At 54.2% G+C, this 22384-nt stretch carries 20 protein-coding genes; 7 read left to right on the top strand and 13 right to left on the bottom strand.

Features of this window, described 5'->3' with window-relative positions; translation table 11 throughout:
* Positions 1-54 precede the first annotated feature (54 nt).
* From JMJ16_RS39175 to JMJ16_RS39190, 4 genes are all read right to left on the bottom strand, one after another.
* On the bottom strand, positions 55-516 hold the full coding sequence (locus JMJ16_RS39175; protein WP_201390317.1) for an SRPBCC family protein: 462 nt from the start codon (positions 514-516) through the stop codon (positions 55-57).
* 174 nt (positions 517-690) lie between these two features.
* Positions 691-1521, bottom strand: coding sequence for an ABC transporter permease (locus JMJ16_RS39180; RefSeq protein ID WP_201390318.1), 831 nt, complete (start codon positions 1519-1521; stop codon positions 691-693).
* Between the two features lie 15 nt (positions 1522-1536).
* Complete coding sequence (gene modA / locus JMJ16_RS39185) at positions 1537-2367, bottom strand: molybdate ABC transporter substrate-binding protein (protein ID WP_201390319.1); 831 nt, start codon at positions 2365-2367, stop codon at positions 1537-1539.
* A gap of 269 nt (positions 2368-2636) precedes the next feature.
* The gene (locus JMJ16_RS39190; protein WP_201390320.1) at positions 2637-4664 is read right to left on the bottom strand and encodes a hypothetical protein; all 2028 of its coding nucleotides are present in this window, start codon (positions 4662-4664) and stop codon (positions 2637-2639) included.
* Between the two features lie 299 nt (positions 4665-4963).
* On the opposite strand from JMJ16_RS39190, the gene JMJ16_RS39195 reads away from it, so the two are divergent.
* Complete coding sequence (locus JMJ16_RS39195; protein ID WP_201390321.1) at positions 4964-5305, top strand: hypothetical protein; 342 nt, start codon at positions 4964-4966, stop codon at positions 5303-5305.
* A gap of 564 nt (positions 5306-5869) precedes the next feature.
* Positions 5870-6613 (top strand): TetR/AcrR family transcriptional regulator, encoded by a 744-nt coding sequence (locus tag JMJ16_RS39200; RefSeq protein ID WP_201390323.1) that lies wholly within the window; start codon positions 5870-5872, stop codon positions 6611-6613.
* A gap of 78 nt (positions 6614-6691) precedes the next feature.
* Here JMJ16_RS39200 and JMJ16_RS39205 read toward each other — a convergent pair whose 3' ends face one another.
* The 5 genes from JMJ16_RS39205 to JMJ16_RS39225 all read right to left on the bottom strand — a co-directional run bounded on the left by JMJ16_RS39205 (position 6692) and on the right by JMJ16_RS39225 (position 12521).
* Entirely contained in the window at positions 6692-8350 is a 1659-nt protein-coding gene (locus JMJ16_RS39205; RefSeq protein ID WP_201390326.1) for a glycosyltransferase family 39 protein, read from the bottom strand.
* A 465-nt stretch (positions 8351-8815) separates the two neighbouring features.
* Positions 8816-9706: an SDR family oxidoreductase gene (locus tag JMJ16_RS39210; protein WP_201390328.1), complete on the bottom strand. Its 891-nt coding sequence runs from the start codon at positions 9704-9706 to the stop codon at positions 8816-8818.
* Positions 9707-9822: 116 nt separating this feature from the next.
* Positions 9823-10353 (bottom strand): flavin reductase family protein, encoded by a 531-nt coding sequence (locus JMJ16_RS39215; protein WP_236601893.1) that lies wholly within the window; start codon positions 10351-10353, stop codon positions 9823-9825.
* Positions 10354-10503: 150 nt separating this feature from the next.
* Positions 10504-11685, bottom strand: a complete 1182-nt coding sequence (locus JMJ16_RS39220; protein ID WP_201390330.1) for an acyl-CoA dehydrogenase family protein — start codon at positions 11683-11685, stop codon at positions 10504-10506.
* Between the two features lie 68 nt (positions 11686-11753).
* Positions 11754-12521 carry an SDR family oxidoreductase gene (locus JMJ16_RS39225; protein WP_201390332.1) on the bottom strand — a complete coding sequence of 256 codons (768 nt, stop codon included), beginning with the start codon at positions 12519-12521 and terminating at the stop codon, positions 11754-11756.
* Between the two features lie 296 nt (positions 12522-12817).
* Here JMJ16_RS39225 and JMJ16_RS39230 point away from each other — a divergent pair, with 296 nt between their 5' ends.
* The 4 genes from JMJ16_RS39230 (at position 12818) to JMJ16_RS39245 (ending at position 16407) form a co-directional block, all read left to right on the top strand.
* Entirely contained in the window at positions 12818-13435 is a 618-nt protein-coding gene (locus JMJ16_RS39230) for a TetR/AcrR family transcriptional regulator (protein ID WP_201390334.1), read from the top strand.
* A 403-nt stretch (positions 13436-13838) separates the two neighbouring features.
* The gene (locus JMJ16_RS39235) at positions 13839-14213 is read left to right on the top strand and encodes a YciI family protein (RefSeq protein ID WP_201390336.1); all 375 of its coding nucleotides are present in this window, start codon (positions 13839-13841) and stop codon (positions 14211-14213) included.
* A complete protein-coding gene (locus tag JMJ16_RS39240; protein WP_201390338.1) occupies positions 14206-15453 on the top strand; it encodes an RNA polymerase sigma factor in 1248 nt (415 codons plus the stop codon). The genes JMJ16_RS39235 and JMJ16_RS39240 overlap by 8 nt, the downstream gene beginning before the upstream one ends.
* Before the next feature lie 6 nt (positions 15454-15459).
* Positions 15460-16407 carry an LLM class F420-dependent oxidoreductase gene (locus JMJ16_RS39245; RefSeq protein ID WP_201390340.1) on the top strand — a complete coding sequence of 316 codons (948 nt, stop codon included), beginning with the start codon at positions 15460-15462 and terminating at the stop codon, positions 16405-16407.
* An 88-nt stretch (positions 16408-16495) separates the two neighbouring features.
* Here the strand turns inward: JMJ16_RS39245 and JMJ16_RS39250 are convergent, their stop codons facing one another.
* The 3 genes from JMJ16_RS39250 to coaA all read right to left on the bottom strand — a co-directional run bounded on the left by JMJ16_RS39250 (position 16496) and on the right by coaA (position 18330).
* Positions 16496-16645 carry a hypothetical protein gene (locus JMJ16_RS39250; protein ID WP_201390342.1) on the bottom strand — a complete coding sequence of 50 codons (150 nt, stop codon included), beginning with the start codon at positions 16643-16645 and terminating at the stop codon, positions 16496-16498.
* 136 nt (positions 16646-16781) lie between these two features.
* The gene (locus tag JMJ16_RS39255; protein WP_201370073.1) at positions 16782-17117 is read right to left on the bottom strand and encodes a hypothetical protein; all 336 of its coding nucleotides are present in this window, start codon (positions 17115-17117) and stop codon (positions 16782-16784) included.
* Between the two features lie 253 nt (positions 17118-17370).
* Complete coding sequence (gene coaA, locus JMJ16_RS39260; protein WP_201390838.1) at positions 17371-18330, bottom strand: type I pantothenate kinase; 960 nt, start codon at positions 18328-18330, stop codon at positions 17371-17373.
* A gap of 792 nt (positions 18331-19122) precedes the next feature.
* On the opposite strand from coaA, the gene JMJ16_RS39265 reads away from it, so the two are divergent.
* Entirely contained in the window at positions 19123-20034 is a 912-nt protein-coding gene (locus tag JMJ16_RS39265; protein WP_201390344.1) for a toll/interleukin-1 receptor domain-containing protein, read from the top strand.
* Positions 20035-20145: 111 nt separating this feature from the next.
* Here the strand turns inward: JMJ16_RS39265 and ftsH are convergent, their stop codons facing one another.
* Positions 20146-22152 (bottom strand): ATP-dependent zinc metalloprotease FtsH, encoded by a 2007-nt coding sequence (ftsH, locus tag JMJ16_RS39270; protein WP_201390346.1) that lies wholly within the window; start codon positions 22150-22152, stop codon positions 20146-20148.
* Between the last annotated feature and the right edge of the window lie 232 nt (positions 22153-22384).

Raw genomic sequence — 22384 nt, forward strand, 5'->3', positions numbered from 1 at the left:
GGACCTGCCCGTGGGCAGGTCCCTCTCTTCGGTTCTATTCTAACTATTAATTTGCTAACGCTCAGCGCGGCCCTCAATCTTGCCGCCAGTACCTTCAACGAGGTTCTTGAGCGATTGCAGGGCGTGGTCCAGGCTCTCGTTGATGGTCTGTTCCTGTGAGCCAGTTGGTTCTTCCAGGCTGCGGCTCATCTTAGGGGATGGCTCAAAAGATAGATGAACGGTGACCTCGGTCGGGCCTTTGCTTTCATCGCCTTTGGCCGCGAGCCAGCCGCGATAGCGCTCTTCGCCATCGGAACCCCATTCCATGCGATTATGGCTCTTGTCGACGCGGAAGAAGCCATCAGAGTCATAGTGGTGTCCATGAGCCTCGCCCTCGACGCGTACACGCTCTCCTTGCTGTGGCTCCGCGCGCTTCGTCGTCGGCAGATACTTGGGCAGATTGCTCACGTCCGACATAAAGTCTTCTACCTGGCGTCTGGATGCCTGTATCTTAATAGAGCGCTCATATTCTCCCATAGTGAAAACCTTCCCTTCCTGGTGGTGGGCTGATGGGCAGCCCCGGTTCTGCTTAATGTGTTATCTCTTCCTGGCGATGCCTGTGCACAGGCTGTGCTGCTCGCCTGTCATTGCTATTATCAACATACACGCCACACCAAGCGAACCGGGTCTACCTACATGCTTACACTCCTTTTATACGCGCCTGATGCGTAGGGCTAGCAGTAGGCCAAAGGAGACGGCGAGCAGCACTACGGCCAGAGCGATAGCTTTATCCAGGTCGTCCTGCGAGGCGAGATAGATGGCGGTGGGCATCGTCTGGGTGATGCCGGGAAAATTGCCCGCGAAGGTAATCGTCGCGCCAAATTCACCCAGGGCGCGCGCCCAGCTCAGGCCAACTCCCGCCAGCAGCGCGGGACGAATCAGCGGGAGGGTCACGCGCTCGAAGGTATACCAGGCGGAGGCCCGCAGCGTATAGGCCGCCTGCTCGTAGCGCCGATCCATCTGCTCTAGCCCGGCCTTGGCGCTATTGATAAAGAAAGGGGCGGCGATAAAGGTCTGGGCCATAATGACGGCGACAGCGGTAAAGGGGATGCTGATGCCAAAAGTACGAAGATAGCTCCCAAGCAGTCCCATGCGTCCAAAAGTCAATAGCAGGGCCACGCCCGCGACCACTGGTGGAAGAACGGTTGGCATGGTTACTAAGGTTTCCAGAAAGCCGCGCCCACGAAATTTACCACGCGCCAGGAGATAGGCCACGGGCAGGCCAAAGATAACGGCCAGGAGGGTACTCACTGTGGTTGTGAACAGGCTGATTTGTAGGGCCTGGAGGATATCTGGCTGTTGCAACTCGCTCCAGATGACAGCAGGGGCCTCGTGAAAGAGCAGCGCGACCAGGGGAATACCCAGAAAAAGGAGAAAAAGCGCGCTCAACAGTCCGATGCCCAGGCGAAAGAGGAGGTTTCCCCAGCGCCCTCGCCACTGCCCTGTCCGGTACGTGAGGTGTTGCTTGCTTGACTGCTCCATATGCCCTCTCCTTTATTAACTATTCACGCTGATAAAGTGGTAGTGTGTGAGAATGGCCTGGCCCTGCGTGGAGAGCACGAAATCAATGAACGCTTGCGCATCCTGAGCATGTTTTGCGTCTTTGGTGACAGCGATAGGGTACTCGGCGATGACGTTAAGGGTATCAGGGATGTCAATAATCGTTACCTTCGACGAAACGGCCTGCGTGATATCCGTCAGGTAGACAAAGCCCGCGTCAGCCTCGCCCGTCTGCACCTTTTGTACGACGGCCTTGACGTTCTCCTCCTGAGAGACAAAGTTGCCTTTGACGGCGCTCTCATAACTGCTACCGTAGTCGGTGGACTTGCCCATCTTATCCAAAACCTGCAACATATACTTTCCAACCGGGACAGAAGGGGCCGCGACTACGATCTTCTTGCCTTTCTGGGCCAGGTCCTTCAGCGCTTGAATTTTGCCAGGATTGCTGGATGGAACAATGACCACCAGCTTGTTGCGAGCAAAAACCTTGCTGGTGGTAACCAGGCTGGCATCGCTGGCCTTCTTCATATTTGTCTGATCAGCCGAGGCGAAGATATCGGCGCTGGCTCCATTAGCGATCTGCTGCTCAAGGAGTTGCGAGCCATTGAAATTATATGTGATGTTCACCTTGGGATGCGCCTGCTTATACTGGGTGGCTATATCCTTAAAAGACTCGGTAAGCGAGGCAGCGGCGAAGACATTGAGGGTCACAGGCGAGGCGCTCGCCGTATTTTGTTTGGTGTTCGTCGATGTGTCCGTGCCTCCGCAGGCCATCAGGAGTAGCGTAAATAGTGACAATAGGATCGATAAGCTGCGATATTTGCGCACTATGATGAGGACCTCCTTATCCGAGCGCAGGCGTGATACATAGGGATGTTTGTATCTTAGCCCATCAGCTCGCGCCCAGCTTCTTATACTCAGCAAACAAGTACTCAATGATTGAGTATACGAGCAGGACTTATGGAAGTCAAGGTTAGATTTTTATTGTATGTGACGCTGGCTGGTGAATGCCGCCAGCCAGCGTCACATACAATAATTTGTTTAGAAGGTGCTATGAGGATTGCAAGGGACGTATATGCTTGGGGACTCTGACCCACCTAAAGCGTCTGGAGCGTTTTCTGGACGGAGGCTATATTCTCCTGTACTGCCAGGGCGTATGTGTTCATGCTGAGGGCTGAGAAGACCTGGAGTGCGTTCTCGTAGCAGGTGATGGCGGCTTGCAGATTAGCGCGGATGTCGCCGATCTGAAGCTCACGCAGGGTGTTACCACTGTTATTCTGTGTCGCGGCCCATTCGAGAGGGAAGGTGGTGGGGGTATAGACCTTGTGGGTTGCCTGATAGAGGGCGATAGCCATCTCCAGATTTTTCTGCCGGTTGCCTTCCTGATATTCGCGGTAGGCGTTGGCCAGGTTGAAGACCAGGGAGGCCCATTCTATGGGAGCCGCCTGGGCGAAGTCGACCTGGAGCGCGGCCTCATAGTGCGATATCGCATGGTAGAGGTTACTTTGATGATCACCATGAGGAAGCTCGGCATAGGCAAAGCCCAGATTGCTCTGGGCTTTCTGCCAGTCCAGGGGGTGTAGCTCTGGCTGGTAGATCTTGAGAGCCGCTTCAAAGCTGGCAATCGCATGCTCAAGGTGTTCCTGGCGGACCTCGGGTTTCTCGTCTTGCAGGTGGCAGTAGGAGGTGCCGAGGTTGGTCTGGGTCGCAGCCCACTCCAGGGGCGTGTACTCGCTATTATAGACAAGTAGGGCCGCACGGTAGCAGGTAATGGCCTTCTGAAGGTGCTCCTGGCGCTCTTCTAATAAGGAGCCGTACGCGCCTCCCAGGGAGAATTGTACACGCGCCCAGTCAAAGGCGTAGGCCTTACGATTATAGACGGTGAGCGCGGCCTCAAAGTTGCTGATGGCCTGGTGTAGGTGCTGCTGGATATCTCCACTCTCCAGGCGGCTATAGGCCTGTCCCAGGTTGCTTTGTACATTGGCCCAGCCAATAGGAAACTGCTCACGTGTATAGACGCGCAGGGTGTTTTCAAAGCAGGTGATGGCCTGGCGCAGGTTCTCCTGCTCATTCCCATCTGGCATGTCCAGGTAGGTCAGGGCCAGCATATTATTCGTCTTGGCCCACTCGACAGAATGTTCCTCAAGCGTATAGACCTCAAGCGCATTCTGGAATTGTTGAATAGCTTTCTCCAGGCGTTCTTGCTCATTGCCCTCCGGCAGCAGGTTATAGGTAATACCGAGATTGGTCTGCGTGGAGGCCCATTCCAGGGGATATGCCTCGCGGGTGTAGACGCGCAGGGCCTGGCTATAACAGTCAATGGCCTGGCGAAGATTGGCTTCTTCGCCCTCGCCTTCGCCTGGGGGGAGATTACGGTAGGCATTGCCCAGGCTATGCATGATGTCGCCCCAGTGCTCCGGTGTATGCTCATAGGTATTGATTTCCAGGGAGGCGCGATAGTGCTCTATGGCGCGGCGCAGGTGTGTCTGCCTTTCTCCACCTGGGAGAAAGGCATAGACATTGCCCAGGTGCTGGTGTGTCATGGCCCAGTTTTCTGGAGCGCGATCTCTGGTGTAGACTTTGAGCGCGTTCTCGTAGCAGCTAATGGCCTGTTTCAGTGTATTGTAGCGATCTTCGTTTGGCAGGAGGCAGTAGAGATTGCCCAGGCTATTGTTGACCATGGCCCAGGCCAGGGGATAGTCCTGTAGCGTGTAGACTTTGAGTGCGTTCTGGAAGTAGAGTAGGGCTTTTTCCAGGCTCTGGCGCGTATCCTTTCCGGGCAGTGAGAGATGGGCCAGGCCTAATCCATACTGGGCCTGCGCCCACTCGCCCGGCGCTTGCTCACGCGTGAAGATCTCTAGTGAGGCTTGATAGCAGGCAATAGCCCGCCTGAGATTAAGCTGGCGATTCCCTCTCTCCAGGCTGCCATAGATCTCGCCCAGCGCGTTTTGCGCGCGCCCCCACTCTGTGGGTGTCTCATGGATACTATAAAGCTCCAGGGCCTTTTGCAGGCAGGCTATCGCTTTATCCAGGTAGTCCTGGCGCTCTCCTTCTGCCTGTTTACTATACCATAGGCCCTGGGCATAGAGGGCCTGGGCTTCCTCGTGCTGCTGCTTCTCGCTCATCTTCTTCTCTACACTCGATGCACTATCTCTACAGCCTGCGCTACGTGTTGACTCCTACCAATCCGGTAACGTGACTGCCAATATGTGTCTTTTCAGATTGTACGAGTCCACCCCCACCTTGTCAACAAATAGCTTGCTGGGTGAGGTAACTCACTTTTGGCTTATGAGCTGTTTCATTGTTGCGCGTGTTGAGGTATGGTATGCTGAGAGCATCTTAACGATATATGTTACCTCAAACAAAAAGTTGAGTTTAATAGAGTGAATAGTTTTACTTATAGATATTTCAGTGGAGGCAATTGATGGACAATAGTCAACCACAGCTTACAGCTATTTTAACAACGTATTTTATTGTTGTAGGCGTTATTGCGCTTGTCAGTATTGCGATTAAGCTTTTTGTCTGGTGGAAGATTTTCTCGAAAGCAGGCTATAGCGGCGCGCTGAGCCTGTTAGTGGCTTTTGTTCCCCTGGCGGAGATTGTGTTGCTTTTCTACCTGGCGCTTGCTGAATGGCCGGTGCTTCAGGAACTGGCGGCGTTGAGACGTGGCTCTGGTTTTGGCGGGTATCCGCAACAACCACCGGCTGGTCCTGGCTATCCGCAGCCACCAGTCGGCCCCGGCTATCCATCATACCCTCAGCAATGATCCGCGCTTACCCATCAATACCCTGATGGATGAGCTTCTAGTGAGAGGAGCCAGAACCAATGTCAAGGTTCTGGCTCCTCTCGCTTGCTTAATACGCATTTTACCTATCCTTTGCGGTATGCTTACATGCATATAACTTTCCTTTAACACGACCTCGTTAAAATAAGTATCGTTGAAGGAAACAAACGAGCACATTGAAGCGCGCTGGACGGCGGGTCTGTATCGACAGACTACTACTTACAGCACCCCCTGTCGCCCTCCTTGTGTTCCTCGCAAGCCATGTTGCCCTACGGGGTGGCATGCTCCTGTATACGACGCATACTCTAGCGGTCAAGAGGATGCGCTCGTTTGCGAGCGAGAGGTCTGCCTACTCGAACCTCTCGCTCCTGGTGGTTAGAAGGTATATCTCTTGTATTCTCAGCTTATCCTCCTCACCTCTTGACACTACACCTGCCGTGTCATATAGTTTTGACACGTAAGGATGTTCTATTAGAGTCAAGTGCCCCCAACAATTTTCCACCTGCTATAGATCATTGTGCCAACTTTAGAGAGGAAGTCATACGTATGCCACGCGGTCAAAGACGATCAAGTACAGGCGAGGATATAGAAGAGACACGTAATACGATTTTGCGCACAGCGCATCAGCTCTTCATGGAATACGGATTTCGCGCTGTCTCCACGCGTCAGATTGCTGACGCCTGTGGTCTGACACAGCCCGCCCTCTACCACCATTTCTCCGATAAGCAGGATTTGTATTTCGCGGTTGTGAAGGAGACTATCGCCAGGTCCCGGGCTGGACTTGAGCTGATCGCGCATCGTAATGAAAGCGTGCCTGAACGCCTGCGACTGGTGGCACGTTTTCTGGTAAGCACCAATCGTATCGATATTGGTATGATGCTGCACGATATCGAGCATGAACTGCACGAGCGCGCGCGTGCGGACTTACATCAGGAATTTCACGCGGGTATGCTTATGCCTATTGCCTCTATTTTTGAGGATGGAATCCGCCAGGGCTTCCTTTGCAATGAGCAGACCTATGGCGTTGATGCACTTATGGCAGCCGACTTGTTTATGAATATGCTCAAACGCTTTATTCTACATGCGCTGCGCCTCAGACCTGCTGGCTCTGAATCCCATCCCTCATTGCCTGAGACCTCTTATCAGCCTGGCTACCTGGAACAGGCTGAGCAGGTTGTGCCTATACTACTCTTCGGCCTGGCCAGCCATCGGACAGACGCAAAGCCTACTCTCCCCCCTATACATCTCTCAGAAGATCTGGTTTCCGAGACGGAAGAACCCGCCCAATAAAAGGGGTGTGTAGTGGCAGGTTGGCTCCTCCAACCTGCCACTACACACCCTACCCGGTGAGCCACGCAATCACCTATATTAGTTCACTTTGTAGAGATAGATCGTCATGGTAGGTGTCGTTACCTGGTCCTGGTATTGATAGTGGCTGTTAAGCCATTGCTGGGTAGCCTTGACCCGCGCGACCTGGTCATCACTGCTGAGGCGCGCGACAATAAAAAAGAGGCGCTTGTGTTGAGCCACATAGGTCGCCAACTGGGTTGTATCAAGCGCGGATTCCGAGTCCCCTAGCTGATTGGTTGTATCGTAGTGGACCCAGGGAAAGGCGCCAGGCGCATCTTCAGGGAAAGTGACACCGGTGGGATAAGCGCGCAGATAATATTCGATGCCTACCTCGCAGCCTTGATCGTTATCGTAACAGACCATACCATCGCCAGACTGGTAGTGATCCTGGAGCCAGGCTGTAGGCGTCTGCCAATCCTCGACCTCGGCGCTCTGATAATACAGCGGTACTGCCCAGCTTGCCACAAGGAGCGCACCTACCATAAGCGTTACTCGCAGGTAACGCCAGGGGATAAGCATACAACTGGCGCCCGCCAGTAACATGAGTGGCGGCACAATCGTGACAAGGTAGCGGGGAATAAACAGGCGTGTCGAGCCTTGCGAGATGATATAACTGAGCACAAAGGGAATCACAAACCAGCAAGTCAGTACGACAATGATCGGGAAGAATTGGCGTATGTGTGGTTGCTTGCCAAGGGACGCGAAGACTGGGAGGCGTAGAATCAGCGTGCGTAGGCGTGTACTCTGTACACAGAGCGCGCCAATCACGCTCAGGAGGCATAAGCCAAGCAGGATGACCTCGTAGATTTTTTGCGCTCCACTGATGACGGTGAAGACATGGAGGGCGTCCCCGAGATCAGGAATGGGAATCCAGCCAGTCTTGTCATTTCCCTGACTCGCCAACAAAATAGGGACCAGCAAGATGCCTACGACAATTCCGCAGAAAAGCAGGGGGCGGAAGCGTTGGCGTGTACGCTCGCGCCAGGTGGTTGGCAGCACAAGTAGACAGACGACCGCTATGGCCTGGCTTAGCAAGACGAGCAAGCTAAAGATCTGGGTATATACTGAGAGCGTGGCCGTGAGCCCATAGACGACGAGCCAGCGCCAGGACAACTTCTCCTGTGCCAGTATGTTCAAGAGTGCGTACCATGCCAGGCTGAGCAGGAGTAGTTGCAAGCCATATGAACGTGTCTCCTGGGCATAGGTTAGCTGCAAGGCATTAATGACGTAGAGACCAGATGCCAGGAGTGCCACCGAGAGGCTAAGGTAGCGACGTCCCATTTGGAACACCACCAGCGCGCTCAATGCCGCGCAAATGGCCGATGGGAGGCGCACAACCGTCTCAGTTGGCGCGAAGCCAAGCGCGTTAGTGACATCCAGCCAGAAGTGGAGGAGGAGATAGTACAAGGCCATATTGGGTTGGGTTGTCCAGATGATTTTCCATACCACAGGTAATGGTTGAATTGCCCTGGTGACCGAGAGAATCTCGTCAAACCAGAGGCTAGGATCTCCCAACCGGTAGAAATTAAGCCCGAGGGCGACACACACGACGAGCAGGCCAGGTAGCCAGCTCTCCATTATGATGCGTCCAGGCAAGGAGCGCCTGCGAGTCGACACATCATCTTCATTCTGCTGCTTCTCAAGCGATGAAGGCAGCTCTTTACTAAAAGATTGCAAGACTCTCTCCTAAGTATTGTTTTGTGCGGCTACGAAAGAATCCTTAAATAATAATTCATCAATGATAAACGGCCTTCATATGAAAAGGGTGACAAATTGACTAGAGTGGCTAGTGAATACCTTTTGGCGTTTTATGGTTTTGGCCCGCTGCTACACCTCGTCCAGGTGTGCCACGATGCCCCCACTCAAGAAAGAGGTGCAATCTAGCGCTCAATGATGGAAGTGTCCTGAACTGCATATAAACTTGTAATCGCTCTGTAATCGTTAGTGACATTGGTGACATTGGTCCCAATCACGTTGCCCACGATCATACGTGGAGCACCGCGATTGGAACCAACCTACCAGTCGCAGCAAAAAAGGAACCTACCCGTGAAAAGCCCTTAGCCTTCTGTTCAGAAACAGCGCGTCGGGCTCTCACAAGATAGTGGCAAGCGTGTCTCAGTTGTCAGGTTGGTAGCAAAGCAATTACAACGGCATCGTTTCCCCACGGAACACAGCTGCATTCCGGCGCGCAAACTCGGCGAACGTTGTAGGGCGAACCCCAAACATCTTGTGTGTGTCGAGGGTGACTCTCGAGTCGACACATCTGATGCGCTCACTGAGCACTTCGCTGATGGTGTCAACGCGCTCGGTGGGGATACCTGCCGCCAACCACGCCTGCCTCATTTCCTCCAGCGGGATATTGACATAGCGGAAGGGTTTGCCAATTGCCTGAGAGATCTGCTCGACTACCTCCGCCATTGTCAGGGCTTCGGGCCCCGTCATGTCATAGCTCTTGCCCTCATGTCCTTCACTATGAAGCAACGCAAAAGCGACTTTCGCGATGTCCTCAACATCAACGGGTGAGAGCCTGGCATTCTCCATGGGGAGCAAGAGCGCGCTTTTGGCCACATTCACCGCCGTCGGCGCTGGTGGGAGGTAAAACTGCATGAATTGGCTGGGGCGCAGATGTGTCCATGCCAACCCAGAGTGTTCGAGGTAGTCCTCGATGTGTTCGTGCTCCCATGTAGAGCGAAAGTGATTCGGGTTGAAGCCAATACCTGATTCCTTGCCGGAAAACTTGATGATATGGCTGATTCCAGCCTCGCGGGCCTCGTCAATGAACATACATTGTGTCTGCACCATCCGTTTACTGGCTGAAGAGATCATGAGGACACGGTCTACATCGCGTAGCGCGGCTTTGAGTGTCTCAGGCCGAAGCATATCTCCTTCTACAACCTCCACGGTGGGTAACGCCTCCAAGTCTTGTGCATTCGCGCGGTTCCTAACCAGCGCGCGTACTGGCGCCTTTTGTTGGGCGAACTCGTGGATCACAGCAGATCCGCTCAAGCCGGTCGCTCCAGTTACAAGAATCATAAGGTATTCCTTTCCTTACGTTAGTACATGTTTTGTCTCAGATAACGTTGGCAGGTCGAGGCTCGGTGCACCCTCTCTCGAATCATATTTCAGCCTCTTCCATACTATATCGCTGCTCACTTGGCATCGGCGCCCAGGAAGGTAAAGCGGCCCATTCTTCCTCGAAAGTAGGTCAATGGCATCTCTGTTGTGGCCTGGGCTGTCTGCGCTTCGGCCAGGAAGATTGAGTGGGTGCCACCTGAAACGACCTCGACAACGCGGCACTCCATGGTAGCCAGCATGTTGTCCAGTAGAGGCACACCGAGCTCTCCATAGGAGATGCTCTGGCCCTCGAACTTGCCTGGTTGAGAGGTGGCGAACCGGCGCGCCAGTTCGCTCTGATCTTCCCGCAGAATGTTGACTGCAAAAGCCTGTGCCTCTGCGATGGCATCTCGTGTGTTCGAGGCTTTGTTGAGGCAGATGAGAAGCATGGGCGGGTCGAGTGAGAGCGAGGTGACGGCGCTGGCGGTGAGGCCATAGTCAACACCTGCGTTTCGTGTAGTGATGATGCTTACCCCACTGGCGAAGTGGCTCATCACGCTCCGAAAGCGTTCTTGATCGACCAGCCGTGACTCATTGTGATGTGTTTTCGATGCAGCCTGTTCCATGTTTTCTCCGATGAGCCACGCGGCCCCAGGGGGATGTACCATTGGGTGTTGCGCAAAGCGCGAAAGTGGCCTTGTGAAGGATAGTCGATGGCCTTCAATCCTGCTTTTAGCAGATCGCTGCCGGGTCGTGTGGCGTGGGCAAGAACACGTCTAGAGGTAGAGCGTATTCGGGGGAAGGCCAACAAGGACCCGCCCATAGAGTTCGAGATTGGTATTGGGATGCAGCAGTCCGTTCAGGTTTAGCACCTGAACATCGCGCGCGATGCGTTGGATGGGCACGCTGCTGTAAACCGATGATCCTCCGCTGGCGGTGTTGAGTATGTCTACCGCTTCCTTGGCTCTCAACGCGATCAGAGCTGCGTCGAGACGAACACGGCTGCGCTCCTCCACACTCCATGTCTCACCGCTCGCGGCCTTCGTGTCCAGAAGGCTTGCCGCGTGTGAGGCATGGAACGCAGCCTCCTCAATCTTTATCGCTGCCTCAGCGACCTGGAGATGGGTAAGTTGTACCTCAGCCTGGTTGTCGTAGGCTGTGTAGGCAATGTGTCGACCAGGGAGCCGCTGGAGAAAGGCCTCCAGGGCAGCCTTCGCCAGACCAAGCCCGGTCACGCTGGAGAGTGTCGCGCCCGTCAGGATCACCGGGCTGCGGTACAGGGGGAGATCAGCGTTTAAGGCACTTTGGGACTGCCCCTGCGTTAAAGCGGTGATCGAGAGCACGCGGGCATTGGGAACAAAGACCTCTTTTGCCACGGTGGTGACACTGCCGGTTCCTCGCAGGCCCGAGGTATCCCAGTCGTCGATGATCTCAAGCTGCGACATCGGAATGAGTGCAAGGATCGGCTCCGGTGCTCCTTCGTCTGTGATGGATATGGCATTGACCAGGTCCCAATGGCTGTGTAGCGCGCCGGAATTGAAGTGCCATTGCCCACTCACGACGACCCCATCCTCTGTGTGCACCGCTGTCGCTGTTGGGCTTAAAAGCGCGCTCACACGGACATCAGGGGTGGAGAAGACCTCCTCCTGGACGGCATCGGGAAATAGGCCAACCATCCATGCGCCATGCAACCAGAGTTGCCCCGTCCACGCGGATGAGCCGTCCCCTCGCCCGATCTCAGTGAGCACATCCACCACGGTCTGGATATCGCTTTCGTAGCCTCCGTAGCGTTTGGGGATGCGCAATTTGAAGATGCCAGCTCGTGCCATCGCCTCGATTGTTTCTTCATGCAAACGCCGATGCTCCTCGTGCCATTGCGCATGTTTCTGGAGAAGAGGTACAATAGCGCTCGCACGGCTCACGAGCTCTGCTCGAGTTGGAAGAGAAGTGATTGTCATTCTATCTCACTTTCAATGAGTTGTCTTACACTCCTGGGAACACAGGTAGCGTTTTCTTAATCTAAAAACTATGGTAAAGCCTCAATGCCTTTTCCAGAAATCAGGAACACATTCCCCTCTCTGTTGCCTGGATTGCTCGCAATTTCTACCACCGCGTTTGCGACACGTTCCGGCGATTGCGGTGATGGCATGCCTTTGACGAAGTCCTGGGCAGAAATGCCGAGCGAAGAAGCATAGGCCGAGACCGCGGCTTTTCCAAGGTCTGTTTCTGGCATAATGCTTCCGGGCGCTAGAGCAAAGAAGCGCAAACCAAGTGCTCTGCGATCAGATTCTTTCTGGGCGTAACTGGCGATGAACATCTGTGTACGTTTTGAGCCAGCATAGCCGCCCGAAAGTGGAGAACCACCAATGGCCGCACCGCTTGAAATGAGGATAACACTCGTTCCCGCAGGAAGCGGCCTGGTCAGCGCGGCTTGCGAGAAAAGCAACGATATTTTGACATCAGTATTCCAGTTGCGTGAGAACTGCTCCCAACTTTGCTCCGAAAGTGGCACATTATGGGGTATGGCACCTCCGCAGATAATCAGGACGTCTGGCGAAAGCGTTTCAAAGACCTTCGCAGGAGCGTTTTCGTCACTTGCATCGAGTCTGAGCATTTGCACGGCTGGATATTCTGCGACGAGCTTCTTGAGTGGCTCTTCCTGGCGTGCTACAGTAAGCACATGTGCACCTTCAGCCTGAGTTGCGGCCACAATGGCGCGTCCCAGACCTCTACTGCCTCCAATGACGACCACGCTCTTGCTATCTAAGCGCCTCGTCTCGGCTGATGTGTTCATATGCGATCCTTCTTCTATAACAACCAATTCACCTAACATGACGTATGGTCATCATGATAAAAGTCCTGAAATCGAAACGACCGGGATCAGCATGGATACCATGGGCGATACTTCAGGATAACTTTCGGCAAGCCCCGCTTCTTGTGGACAAAGCCGCCCTGATATCCTATACTACATAGGCGAGTAAAAACTCGTCCTATCAAAGAATTATACGAGTAAAAACTCGTGTTGTCAAGAGATTTGCCAGCGTAAAAAAATATACTGATGCTGTTTGGAATGAATGTTTGGAGGATCGTATGGATCAGCAGAAAGACGCACGGCCTGTTCAGCGGCGCGCGCGAGGTTTACAGCGTATTGCTTCCATTCTTGATGCCGCTGAAATTGTCTTTGCGAAAATGGGCTATGATGAGGCAACGACCAATCATATTGCAGCGCAGGCCGGGATCTCGCCCGGCTCTCTGTATCAATTCTTCTCTAACAAAGAAGAGATTGCTCTGGCCCTGGTTGCTCGGTATACCGAGGAACTCCGACAGGTATATGGTTCTATTTTTTCGCGCGAGGCAGCATCACGTACCTTCTCTCTCTGGCTGGATCAGGTTATTGATGCCCTGATTGCATTTCACCTGGCCCATCCTGCTTTTTACATCCTTCTCACAATTCCCACTCCATCGATGTCTCTGGCGAGTCTTACGCAAGCTTTGCCGAAAGATATGCAAGCCAACTTTGAGCGGGGTTTTCAGGTACGCGCCCCCAACCTCCCGATAGCGCAACGCCTTTTGTGCGCCACGATGAGTGTTCAACTCTTCAAGGCTGTCCTCCCACTCATACTCGAGGCAGAGGAGGCTGATCGAAGATCGCTTGTACATGAACTCAAAACCGCGTTGCAGCGTTACCTTGAACCTCTTCTTGGTTGAGCAAAACTTTACCCCAGGCCCGATCTCCAGCGACAGATTGTCATCGGTGTATCTCTCAAGTAACTGCTCGTAGTCAGAAGCAGCTACAGAAGAGGGACAATTCCGAACAGCATGGTTGAAAACAACCGCTGCCCCAGGTTGAGGTAATTCAACTGGGGCAGCGGTTGTTTTAGTTTGGGAACAGGCACGATCCGAAAAGGACATCTTTGAAGCCGAATGTGGGCGCAACGCGGCACGTGTGAAAATGTGAGAGCTTCCAAAGAGATGAAATGCCAATCATATTGCTCCTGCCGCCATATTCAGCTTTAAGAATGTCCTTTTCGGGTCGGGTCTGTTCGTCGTATGTATAAAGGCTGAATACTGAGCATCTTTTAAAGAGCAACTTCTAGAATGGAAAGAAACAATGAAATATCTCCTTTTGTTTTGCACCGATGCCCAGGATCTGGCAGCATGGCAGGAGCTGTCTGAAGAGGATATTGCCCAGAAGCGTGTGCAGGCCGGTCAGTGGATACACGAACACCGCCCCCAGATCCGAAAGAGCTATGGACTCCATCTCCCCCATACCGTTACCAGCGTCCACGTTGGCTCGGGTGGCCAACCTCTGGTGACCGATGGCCCGTTCCTTGAGGGAACGGAAGTGATCGGAGGTATAGCTGAGATCGAGGTGGCTGACCTTGATGAGGCGTTGCACCTCGCCAAGGAGTGGTCTGTTCAGGCCCCAGGCTACAATGTGGTCGAGATCTGGCCGGTGGTGGAGGAACAGCATCCCCATGTCTGAGACCTCAAGACCCCTGTTACCCCCTGTCTCCAGTGGCGAGATCCAGGCCGCGCTTAGCGCTGTCTTTCGCGAAGAGGCGGGCAGGATCGTGGGAGCGCTTCTACGTATCCTGGGCAACTTCGAGGTCGCTGAGGAGATTGTCCAGGATACTCTGCTGATCGCGCTAGAACGTTGGCCGGTCGAAGGTATTCCAACTCAGCCTGGCGCCTGGTTGCTGACGGTCGCTCGTCGTCGAGCCATCGACCAGATCCGGCGTGACGCACGCTACCGCGACAAGCTCGCTGAGTTGGAGCACCCGGTGGTGCAAGAGCCAGATGACCGCCTCAGGCTGATGTTCACCTGCTGCCATCCAGCGCTTTCGCGCGAGACCCAGGTGATCTTGATGCTGCGAGCGGTCTGTGGCTTCACAACCGCAGAAATCGCCCACGCCTTCCTGACCTCCGAAGCGGCGGTCGCGCGGCGTCTGGTACGGGCGAGACAGAAGATTGTGCAGGCTGGTATTCCCTACCACGTTCCCCGTGATGAGGACCTCGATGAGCGGTTGGGCGAAGTACTGGCAGCACTCTACCTGATGTTTAACGAAGGCTATCTCACCAGCAGAGGCAACGCCTCGGCGCGTCGCGATCTAGCCGAAGATGCAGCCTGGCTGGGGGCCTTCCTCACGCGGCTCTATCCTCGAGAACCAGAGCCTCTGGGGTTGCTCGCGCTGATGCGTCTGCATCTGGCGCGATCTGACACGCGCTTCGATGCCGAGGGCAAACTGATCTTGCTTGCCGATCAGGATCGCTCACGCTGGAATCGACGGATGATTACAGCGGCGGGAGCCCTGATTGAGCAAGCGGCGGGGCTAGGTCGTCCAGGCCCCTATCAGATTCAGGCGGCTTTAGTGGCTTGTCACGCGGAAGCCTCATCATGGCAGGCGACTGACTGGCCACAAATCCTGGCGCTCTACGATCTGCTGCTGTGCATGACGCCTTCGCCAGTCATCCAACTGAACCGTGCAGTGGCCTTGCGCTATGTGGCCGGTCCAGAAGCAGCGCTGGCCGAAGTCGAAACACTCGCGCGTGATCTGGAGGGGTATCATCTCTTCCACGCCATTCGGGGGGATTTCTTGCTGGAACTCGGTCGCCGCGAGCAGGCTCACGCAGCCGAGTTGCGTGCCCTTGCGCTGACAGGCAACCAGGCCGAACAATTCCTCCTTCATCAGCGCCTCCAAAGTCATTTAAATTCAAAGAGGTAAATACGTATGTCTCTCAAATATGGTCTCTTCCTTCCCCAAGGGTTTACACATGAACTGGCTGGCATCAAGGATCCGGTGGAAGCGTATGAAACGCTGACCCTCCTGGCGCAAACGGCTGACCGGTCTGGCTATGATTCGGTCTGGATCTCGGATCATTTTATAACGGCTCCTCCATCGCAGGAAATGGTCTTTGAGTGTTGGACCATGGCAGCAGCTCTGGCGCGCGATACGAAGCGGGTGCGTATCGGCCAGATGGTGACAGGAAATAGTTACCGCAACCCCGCCTTACAAGCCAAAATGGCTTCAACTCTCGATGTCCTCTCGCATGGACGGCTCACCTTTGGCATAGGAGCTGGCTGGTATGAACCCGATTATCGGACCTATGGCTACACGTATCCTGATGGGCCGGAACGCCTGCGCCAGCTACAAGAAGCTGTGCAGATCATTCTGGCCATGTGGACCCAGGAGGAAGCCACCTTTGAAGGGAACTATTATCAGATTAGAGGTGCGATCAATCAGCCCAAAGGGGTGCAGCAACCACATATTCCCATGATGATCGCCGGAGGTGGTGAGCAGGTGACGCTCAAGCTCGTGGCCCGATACGGCGATGCGTGTAATGTGAGCGGCGACCTTGCGACGCTCAAGCACAAGTTTGCGGTGCTCAAACAGCACTGCGAGACGGTTGGGCGGGACTACGAGAGCATACATCGTACAGCCCTCACGCTCTGTATCATTGGTGAGACCGATGAGCAGGCCAGGGCTCTAATACCAGGATGGGCGGGCGCTGTGTTCCCTGGAGACGTCGGGTCATATGGCCTCATTGGTACCCTTGAGACCATCCGTAAGCGGCTAGCCGCCTATGAGTCTGCTGGTGTCCAGGAACTCGTGATCAGTTTCTCTGATGCAACCCATCTGGATGACATTCGTCGTTTCGCTCGGACGTTCATTATGTAGACCAGACATAAGGATATCATTCTCGCTTTCGGTGATCAGAAATCAAAGGTGCGGCCTCAAGGCTTTTTTTGCTGGTCCAGATCCATCATTAAGTATCAACCATCCGTTCCAGGTCGGCAAGGCCCTGCTCGTTACCTGAGCCTTTGCCTCGCGGATCGACAAAGATCTGGGGAGCGCGTTCCAGAAACACATCCCGCCAATACCATACCAGATCCGAAGCGACTTCATGCTCCGGCAAATTTCTGCCAGGATTTCTGTCCTTTGAGGACCTCCAGAACCACCTGAGTCTTCAATTCGGGCCGCAGAGGCCCTGCCTGTGCATTGGTGAAAGGGCTCGACGCGTATCTTATAGTATAGCGTCGAGCCCTTTCCTTCTACGCCTCGAAAAGCTCATCGACAGCGATGGTGTGTTGCGCATTTGTTACCAGCTCTTCTTCTGGTGATGGTGGCAGATCCTCGGGCGTCTGGGGATTGATAAAGCCGATTGCGAGACGAATCAAACCGATAATGGCGATAATAGCGCCTAGCCCAATCAGAAGCCCTGGCGTAGAGTAGTAGACTCCCCGGCTCAGGCTGACGCCGGCTGCGATAAACACGACTCCCAGGACGAATATAAACAGACCACTCCACGTATACTTATTGGCCTTGCTCTTGACCGCCCGGTAAAAGACGCGCAGGCGGTGCCTATTGATACCCCGTTCTTGCCCCATCTTGCATTCCTCCCTGTTGGCAGGCTGGTAGACAGCCATGCCCTAAGCAACCAAATTCGCGCGCAAATGACTACGAAGAGGTGCTGCGAGTTTGTACTATATAGTATACGCCATAATGCGTAGCCAGGCATACTACGTGAAGATGACACGGAAAACGTAGCTTCTTCATACTCTGAATACGCATTGCGAGCGAATTCCGATACAAAGAGAAGTTCGCCAGTTGTGTACAGTGAACTACCTGCCTGGGGAGGCGCTAGATTTTCCGCAGGCGAACCTCTTCAACGGCATGCCTGCGCCCCTTACGCAGGATAAGATGCGCACGTTCACGGGTTGGGCGAATGTTTTCACGCAGATTTAAGCCATTGATCTGCTGCCAGATGTCGCGTGCGGTGGCGATGGCTTCCTGCTCAGAGAGGCGTGCGTAGCGGGTGAAGAAGGATGAGGGATCGCGGAAAGCCGTCTCACGCAGGGTGAGGAAGCGCTCAACATACCATTGCTCAACATCGCACTCTTCGGCATCGACATAGATCGAGAAGTCAAAGAAATCCGAGATGAAGAGGCGCTGAGCCGAGCGCCCGGTGGGGCGCCTGGCCTGCAAGACATTTAAACCCTCAACAATGAGGATATCAGGCTGGCTAATCGTCTGCACACGGTCGGGAATAATGTCATAAATCAGGTGGGAGTAGATGGGTGCGTTGACCTCTGGTTTGCCTGCCTTCACGTCGAGCATAAATTGCAGTAAGCGGCGCTGATTATAGCTTTGTGGGAAGCCCTTGCGCTGCATCAGGTCACGCTCCAACAGAACACGATTAGGATAGAGAAAACCATCAGTTGTAATCAGGTCAACCCTGGGGCGTGAAGGCCAATCGGAGAGCAGTGCCTGTAAGAGACGAGCGGTTGTGCTCTTCCCAACTGCGACACTGCCTGCGATACCGATAATATAGGGAACCTGGGCGGTATGGTGCCCCAGGAAGGTCGACGTTGCGGTATGTAGCTTTTGCGCGGCTGCCACATACAGGTTGAGTAGCCGGGAAAGTGGCAGATAGACCTGCTCAACCTCGTTGAGGTCAATGCGGTCATTCAAGCTACGCAGAGCGTTCAGGCGCTCTTCTGAAAGGGTTAGAGGCGTACTGGCACGCAGGCTGGCCCATGCTTCACGCGAAAATGTGAGAAACCGTGAGTGCTCCTTGGGTGTGATTTTTGATAGATGCATATCGATATAACGGCCTGGGCGAGGGTGCAGAAAGATTGATTCATTGCTCCCGGCCATCACGGCTCATTGCTCCTGCACACTGCTCCAGGCCGCTTCACTCCTTTGTGGTTATAAAAATACTGGCAAACCTGCTCCATTGTACTACACTTTCCTGTTCCGCGGACATTATGAACACCTTTAATTTCAGGGGAGAGAGGACGTCTAAGTGGTGCGCGGTCATGCTGTGGCTTGTGTACAGATGGGGCGCTTTCCAACAACCTTCCGACATTTTTGATTGCCTGAACAATGTCTTGTCAGACGATTGGAGCGTAATGAGGTCTGTTTAGATAGAGCGACATTTGCTTCAACTGTTTTATACTTTGTCTTCCTTTGTCGTCTATATGCTAAATGTTACAATTGTAAATTTGTAGTTTTACAAAGTATAAATTTTCTGGTCATAAAGTGCCTTACACTGCATTCTTTATTTCTACTTGACGTGTATCATACATACTTGATGCACGCCGTGCATGATTCTGGAGAGAAGCGTGCCTGTTGCAGTGTCGCAAACGGTGGTCAAGGAGAGCTGAAGATATCGCTAGTGCTGAGCCTGGTAAAAAAACATCGGGTTCGTCATCTAGTCATCCAGGCTTTCGCCTAAGAAGATCATTGAGAACGCGTCTCCCTGAATTGACTCTCGTCGCCATAAAGATTTGGCAATACGAGTCATTGCCGACGCCAGTCATGGTTGGACTGGCGAAGTGAAAAGTAGAAATTAGCCTACCTGAACCACTTTTCTAAGGAAGGGGATAAAGAATGCAGATGCTTACACGTTCTGGGAAAAACTATCGTCTTCTGTGCTGTTACGCAGAAGAGGACCGGCTGATCCAGGCCCGGCTTGAAACGTATGTCCTCGATGGTCTCTCGCGCGAGCAGGTGCCTGCTACCTGGCAGAGCTTAAATCTGAGCCCTGGTCGCTACGAGGCGGTTGAGGCCGCGGTCCAGATCACAGAGGCTGACATCATTCTCTTGCTGGTAAGCGAGCACTTCAAGACGCTGAGCCTCGGCAATCCCCGTGAAATACAGCGTATTCTAGAGCGGGAGCAGCGCGGTGATGTCTCTGTCTATCCAATAGTAGTGCGCAAAACATCCTGGGTGACAACAAGCTTCGGCAATCTCTGTCCCCTGCCCTCGCAGGGAGGCGTGCTCCTCAGGCCCGAGAGCGGTAAGTTCGATTCCGCTGTGCTCGCAACTATCCTCGACGAGTTGCGAGCCGTGATGATGCATCCTCGTGAGGGCGAGACAGACCCCGAACAACCCGTTTCCCATTTCCTGTTTGAAAATGAACGCGCTCAACGCGCACCTTCTGGCTGGGCTACGCCAACCCTTACCAGCGAGCAACTACGCACAACCGATCCCTCGCTCCCCGTAGTGTCTCTTCCACGTGATTCCCTGGTTGAAGAGCGCGTAAGAGGCGATACGCAAGCATCTGCATCGCCAGGTGAGGCAAAACAATTTTTCCAGGAGACGCTTCAGTTAGACCAGTTAAGCAGGGTGTATGAAAGCAAACATGCAATTGAGCAACGCGATGCGCGTTCGCTCTCAGAGAATATTACGCGTATCATTCGCAGCCACATGTCCCAGAAGAAGGCCACCGTTGTCGTGATCGTCGTTGTGACGATGGCACTCCTGGCGCTGATGAGTGTGTACGCTTTTCCAATCTCATAGGCGCGCAATGAATCCTAGAATGTCTGGCACCTGTGAAAGATTGAGACAAGAAAAGCAGGCAGGCTGGAGGATATGTATCCTCCAGCCTGCCTGCTTTCGCTCTTTGGGGTGTTAGGCCGTGACCTCCGCGCGGTATGACTCGGGAGCGGCATTAATTGAGCCGGTCTCGACCATAATCTCGCGCAGTTGTTTGGCGTCAATTGTCTCATAGAGGCGGAGCGATTTGGCGATGCGGTCAAGCGCCTCTTTGTTCTCACGCAGCAGCGTGACGGCCTGGTTATGTGCCCAGTTCACGATACGCGTAACCTCCTCGTCGATGATGGTGGCTGTACGCTCGCTATACTCGCGAGAGTTACTCGCCAGGGCCGTGCCCGAGAAGGGATCTTCGCGCTCGCTGTAAGAGATCTGGCCCAGGCGCTCGCTCATGCCCCAGCGTGTGATCATCTGGCGCGCGATAGCTGTCACCCGTTGCAGATCGTTCTCCGCGCCTGTGGTGATGCGACCAATCGCGACCTCTTCGGCTGCGCGTCCACCCAGCGCGGTTACTAACTGTGCCTCCAGGATATCCTTCGAGTAGTTATAGCGGTCGTCAAGCGGCGTATACTGGGTAACGCCCAGGGCCTGGCCGCGAGGCACAATCGTCACCTTCGTGACGGGATCGACACCCTCGGTCAGAATACCCGTGAGCGCGTGCCCACCTTCGTGGTAGGCAACCACGTTCAGATCGGATTCACTCAAGATCAGCGGGCGCTCGGCGCCGAGCAGGATCTTGTCGAGGGCCTCCTCAAAGCAGCGCTGAGTCACGGCATCCAGGTTGCGGCGAGCCGCCAGCAGAGCCGCCTCGTTCACCAGGTTCGCCAGGTCGGCACCCACCATGCCAGGCGTGGCGCGTGCGATGGTAATCATGTCCACATCGGAAGCCAGGGGAACGTCACGTGAGTGTATCTTCAGGATCGCCAGGCGACCATTCCAGTCGGGGCGATCAACCGTCACGCGGCGGTCGAAGCGTCCAGGGCGCAGGAGCGCCTTATCCAGGCCATCGGGGCGGTTGGTCGCCGCGATCACGACCACGGCCTGGTGAGTATCAAAGCCATCCATCTCGACCAGCAACTGGTTCAGGGTCTGCTCACGCTCGTCGTTGCTGTTGATGCTAGAGCCACGCTGACGACCAACGGCGTCGATTTCGTCGATAAAGATGATGCTTGGGGACGCCTTCTTGGCCTGTTCAAACAGGTCGCGTACGCGACTGGCACCAACACCCACCAGTACCTCGACGAATTCGGAACCACTCATCGAGAAGAAGGGGACGCTGGCCTCACCGGCGACCGCGCGTGCCAGCAGGGTCTTACCAGTTCCTGGAGGGCCTACCAGCAGGACGCCGCGAGGAATCTTACCACCCAGGCGCTGGAATTTCTGAGGTGTGCGCAGGAACTCGACCACCTCAACCAGGTCATTCTTGGCCTCATCTACGCCCGCGACATCCCCAAAGGTGGTGCTGGGACGATCCTCCAGTACCATCTTCGCCCGGCTCTTGCCGAAGCTAAAGATGTTCTGCTGGCTCTGATTGGCCCGGCGCAGGATGAAGAAGAAGACGACAATCAAACCAATCCAGGGACCGACATTGAGCAGGAAGGTCCAAAAGAGGTTATTATCGCTATTGGGCTTCGACAAGAATGTGACATTATGTTGTATCAACAGTTGTGTCAGTTGCGGGTCCCCGTTGGGGAGCTGGGTAAAGTGAAAGTCCTGGCCGGTCTTGCTCTGTCCATTGGCATCAACAATCGTGATCGCGTTTTTGAATTTGCCAAAGGCGTCCTGTCCCTGGAAGGTTACAGAACTAACGTTATCATTCTGTACCTGCTGATAGAACTTACTGTAGGGGACCTCAATCGCATTGGCGCTGGCGCCGCCGGAACCGGAGACGAAGAACTGGAAGAAATACCAGACTCCCAGCAAGAGGACAACGAGCAAAACGACGCGAATCAAGAGCGAGGAGCCGCCATTACTGGGGCCTCCTGGAGTATTCCCATTACTACCGTTATCCGGCTGATGGTTGCCAGGAGTGCGTTGATCATTTGAGTTATTGTTCTGGTACATATATATAGCCTGAGCGTCCATATGTTCAGACCTGCTTTCTTTGTCTGACGACATGTCTTTGATAGGATGAAGCCGGATGCTTCCTACGTCTTCAAAAGAAGACGCCTGAAAGAGTAATTGTATGTAAAACGATACGTGGCAAAATTTCGTATCGTGTGTGCAAGAAAGTAACCTCTTACTTTGTGATACGTCGTGGGTAAGGAAAGGTTACACCGCAGAGTTTGACAGTCCTGCCCCCTGCCATCTCTAAGCC

The organism is Ktedonobacter sp. SOSP1-52, assembly GCF_016587395.1.

Excerpts from the sequence above, each read along its gene's own strand:
- JMJ16_RS39175 (WP_201390317.1), bottom strand. The coding sequence starts at position 516 with ATGGGAGAATATGAGCGCTCTATTAAGATACAGGCATCCAGACGCCAG.
- JMJ16_RS39180 (WP_201390318.1), bottom strand. The coding sequence starts at position 1,521 with ATGGAGCAGTCAAGCAAGCAACACCTCACGTACCGGACAGGGCAGTGG.
- JMJ16_RS39190 (WP_201390320.1), bottom strand. The coding sequence starts at position 4,664 with ATGAGCGAGAAGCAGCAGCACGAGGAAGCCCAGGCCCTCTATGCCCAG.
- JMJ16_RS39195 (WP_201390321.1), top strand. The coding sequence starts at position 4,964 with ATGGACAATAGTCAACCACAGCTTACAGCTATTTTAACAACGTATTTT.
- JMJ16_RS39200 (WP_201390323.1), top strand. The coding sequence starts at position 5,870 with ATGCCACGCGGTCAAAGACGATCAAGTACAGGCGAGGATATAGAAGAG.
- JMJ16_RS39210 (WP_201390328.1), bottom strand. The coding sequence starts at position 9,706 with ATGATTCTTGTAACTGGAGCGACCGGCTTGAGCGGATCTGCTGTGATC.
- JMJ16_RS39215 (WP_236601893.1), bottom strand. The coding sequence starts at position 10,353 with ATGGAACAGGCTGCATCGAAAACACATCACAATGAGTCACGGCTGGTC.
- JMJ16_RS39220 (WP_201390330.1), bottom strand. The coding sequence starts at position 11,685 with ATGACAATCACTTCTCTTCCAACTCGAGCAGAGCTCGTGAGCCGTGCG.
- JMJ16_RS39225 (WP_201390332.1), bottom strand. The coding sequence starts at position 12,521 with ATGAACACATCAGCCGAGACGAGGCGCTTAGATAGCAAGAGCGTGGTC.
- JMJ16_RS39230 (WP_201390334.1), top strand. The coding sequence starts at position 12,818 with ATGGATCAGCAGAAAGACGCACGGCCTGTTCAGCGGCGCGCGCGAGGT.
- JMJ16_RS39235 (WP_201390336.1), top strand. The coding sequence starts at position 13,839 with ATGAAATATCTCCTTTTGTTTTGCACCGATGCCCAGGATCTGGCAGCA.
- JMJ16_RS39240 (WP_201390338.1), top strand. The coding sequence starts at position 14,206 with ATGTCTGAGACCTCAAGACCCCTGTTACCCCCTGTCTCCAGTGGCGAG.
- JMJ16_RS39245 (WP_201390340.1), top strand. The coding sequence starts at position 15,460 with ATGTCTCTCAAATATGGTCTCTTCCTTCCCCAAGGGTTTACACATGAA.
- JMJ16_RS39255 (WP_201370073.1), bottom strand. The coding sequence starts at position 17,117 with ATGGGGCAAGAACGGGGTATCAATAGGCACCGCCTGCGCGTCTTTTAC.
- coaA (WP_201390838.1), bottom strand. The coding sequence starts at position 18,330 with ATGCATCTATCAAAAATCACACCCAAGGAGCACTCACGGTTTCTCACA.
- JMJ16_RS39265 (WP_201390344.1), top strand. The coding sequence starts at position 19,123 with ATGCAGATGCTTACACGTTCTGGGAAAAACTATCGTCTTCTGTGCTGT.
- ftsH (WP_201390346.1), bottom strand. The coding sequence starts at position 22,152 with ATGGACGCTCAGGCTATATATATGTACCAGAACAATAACTCAAATGAT.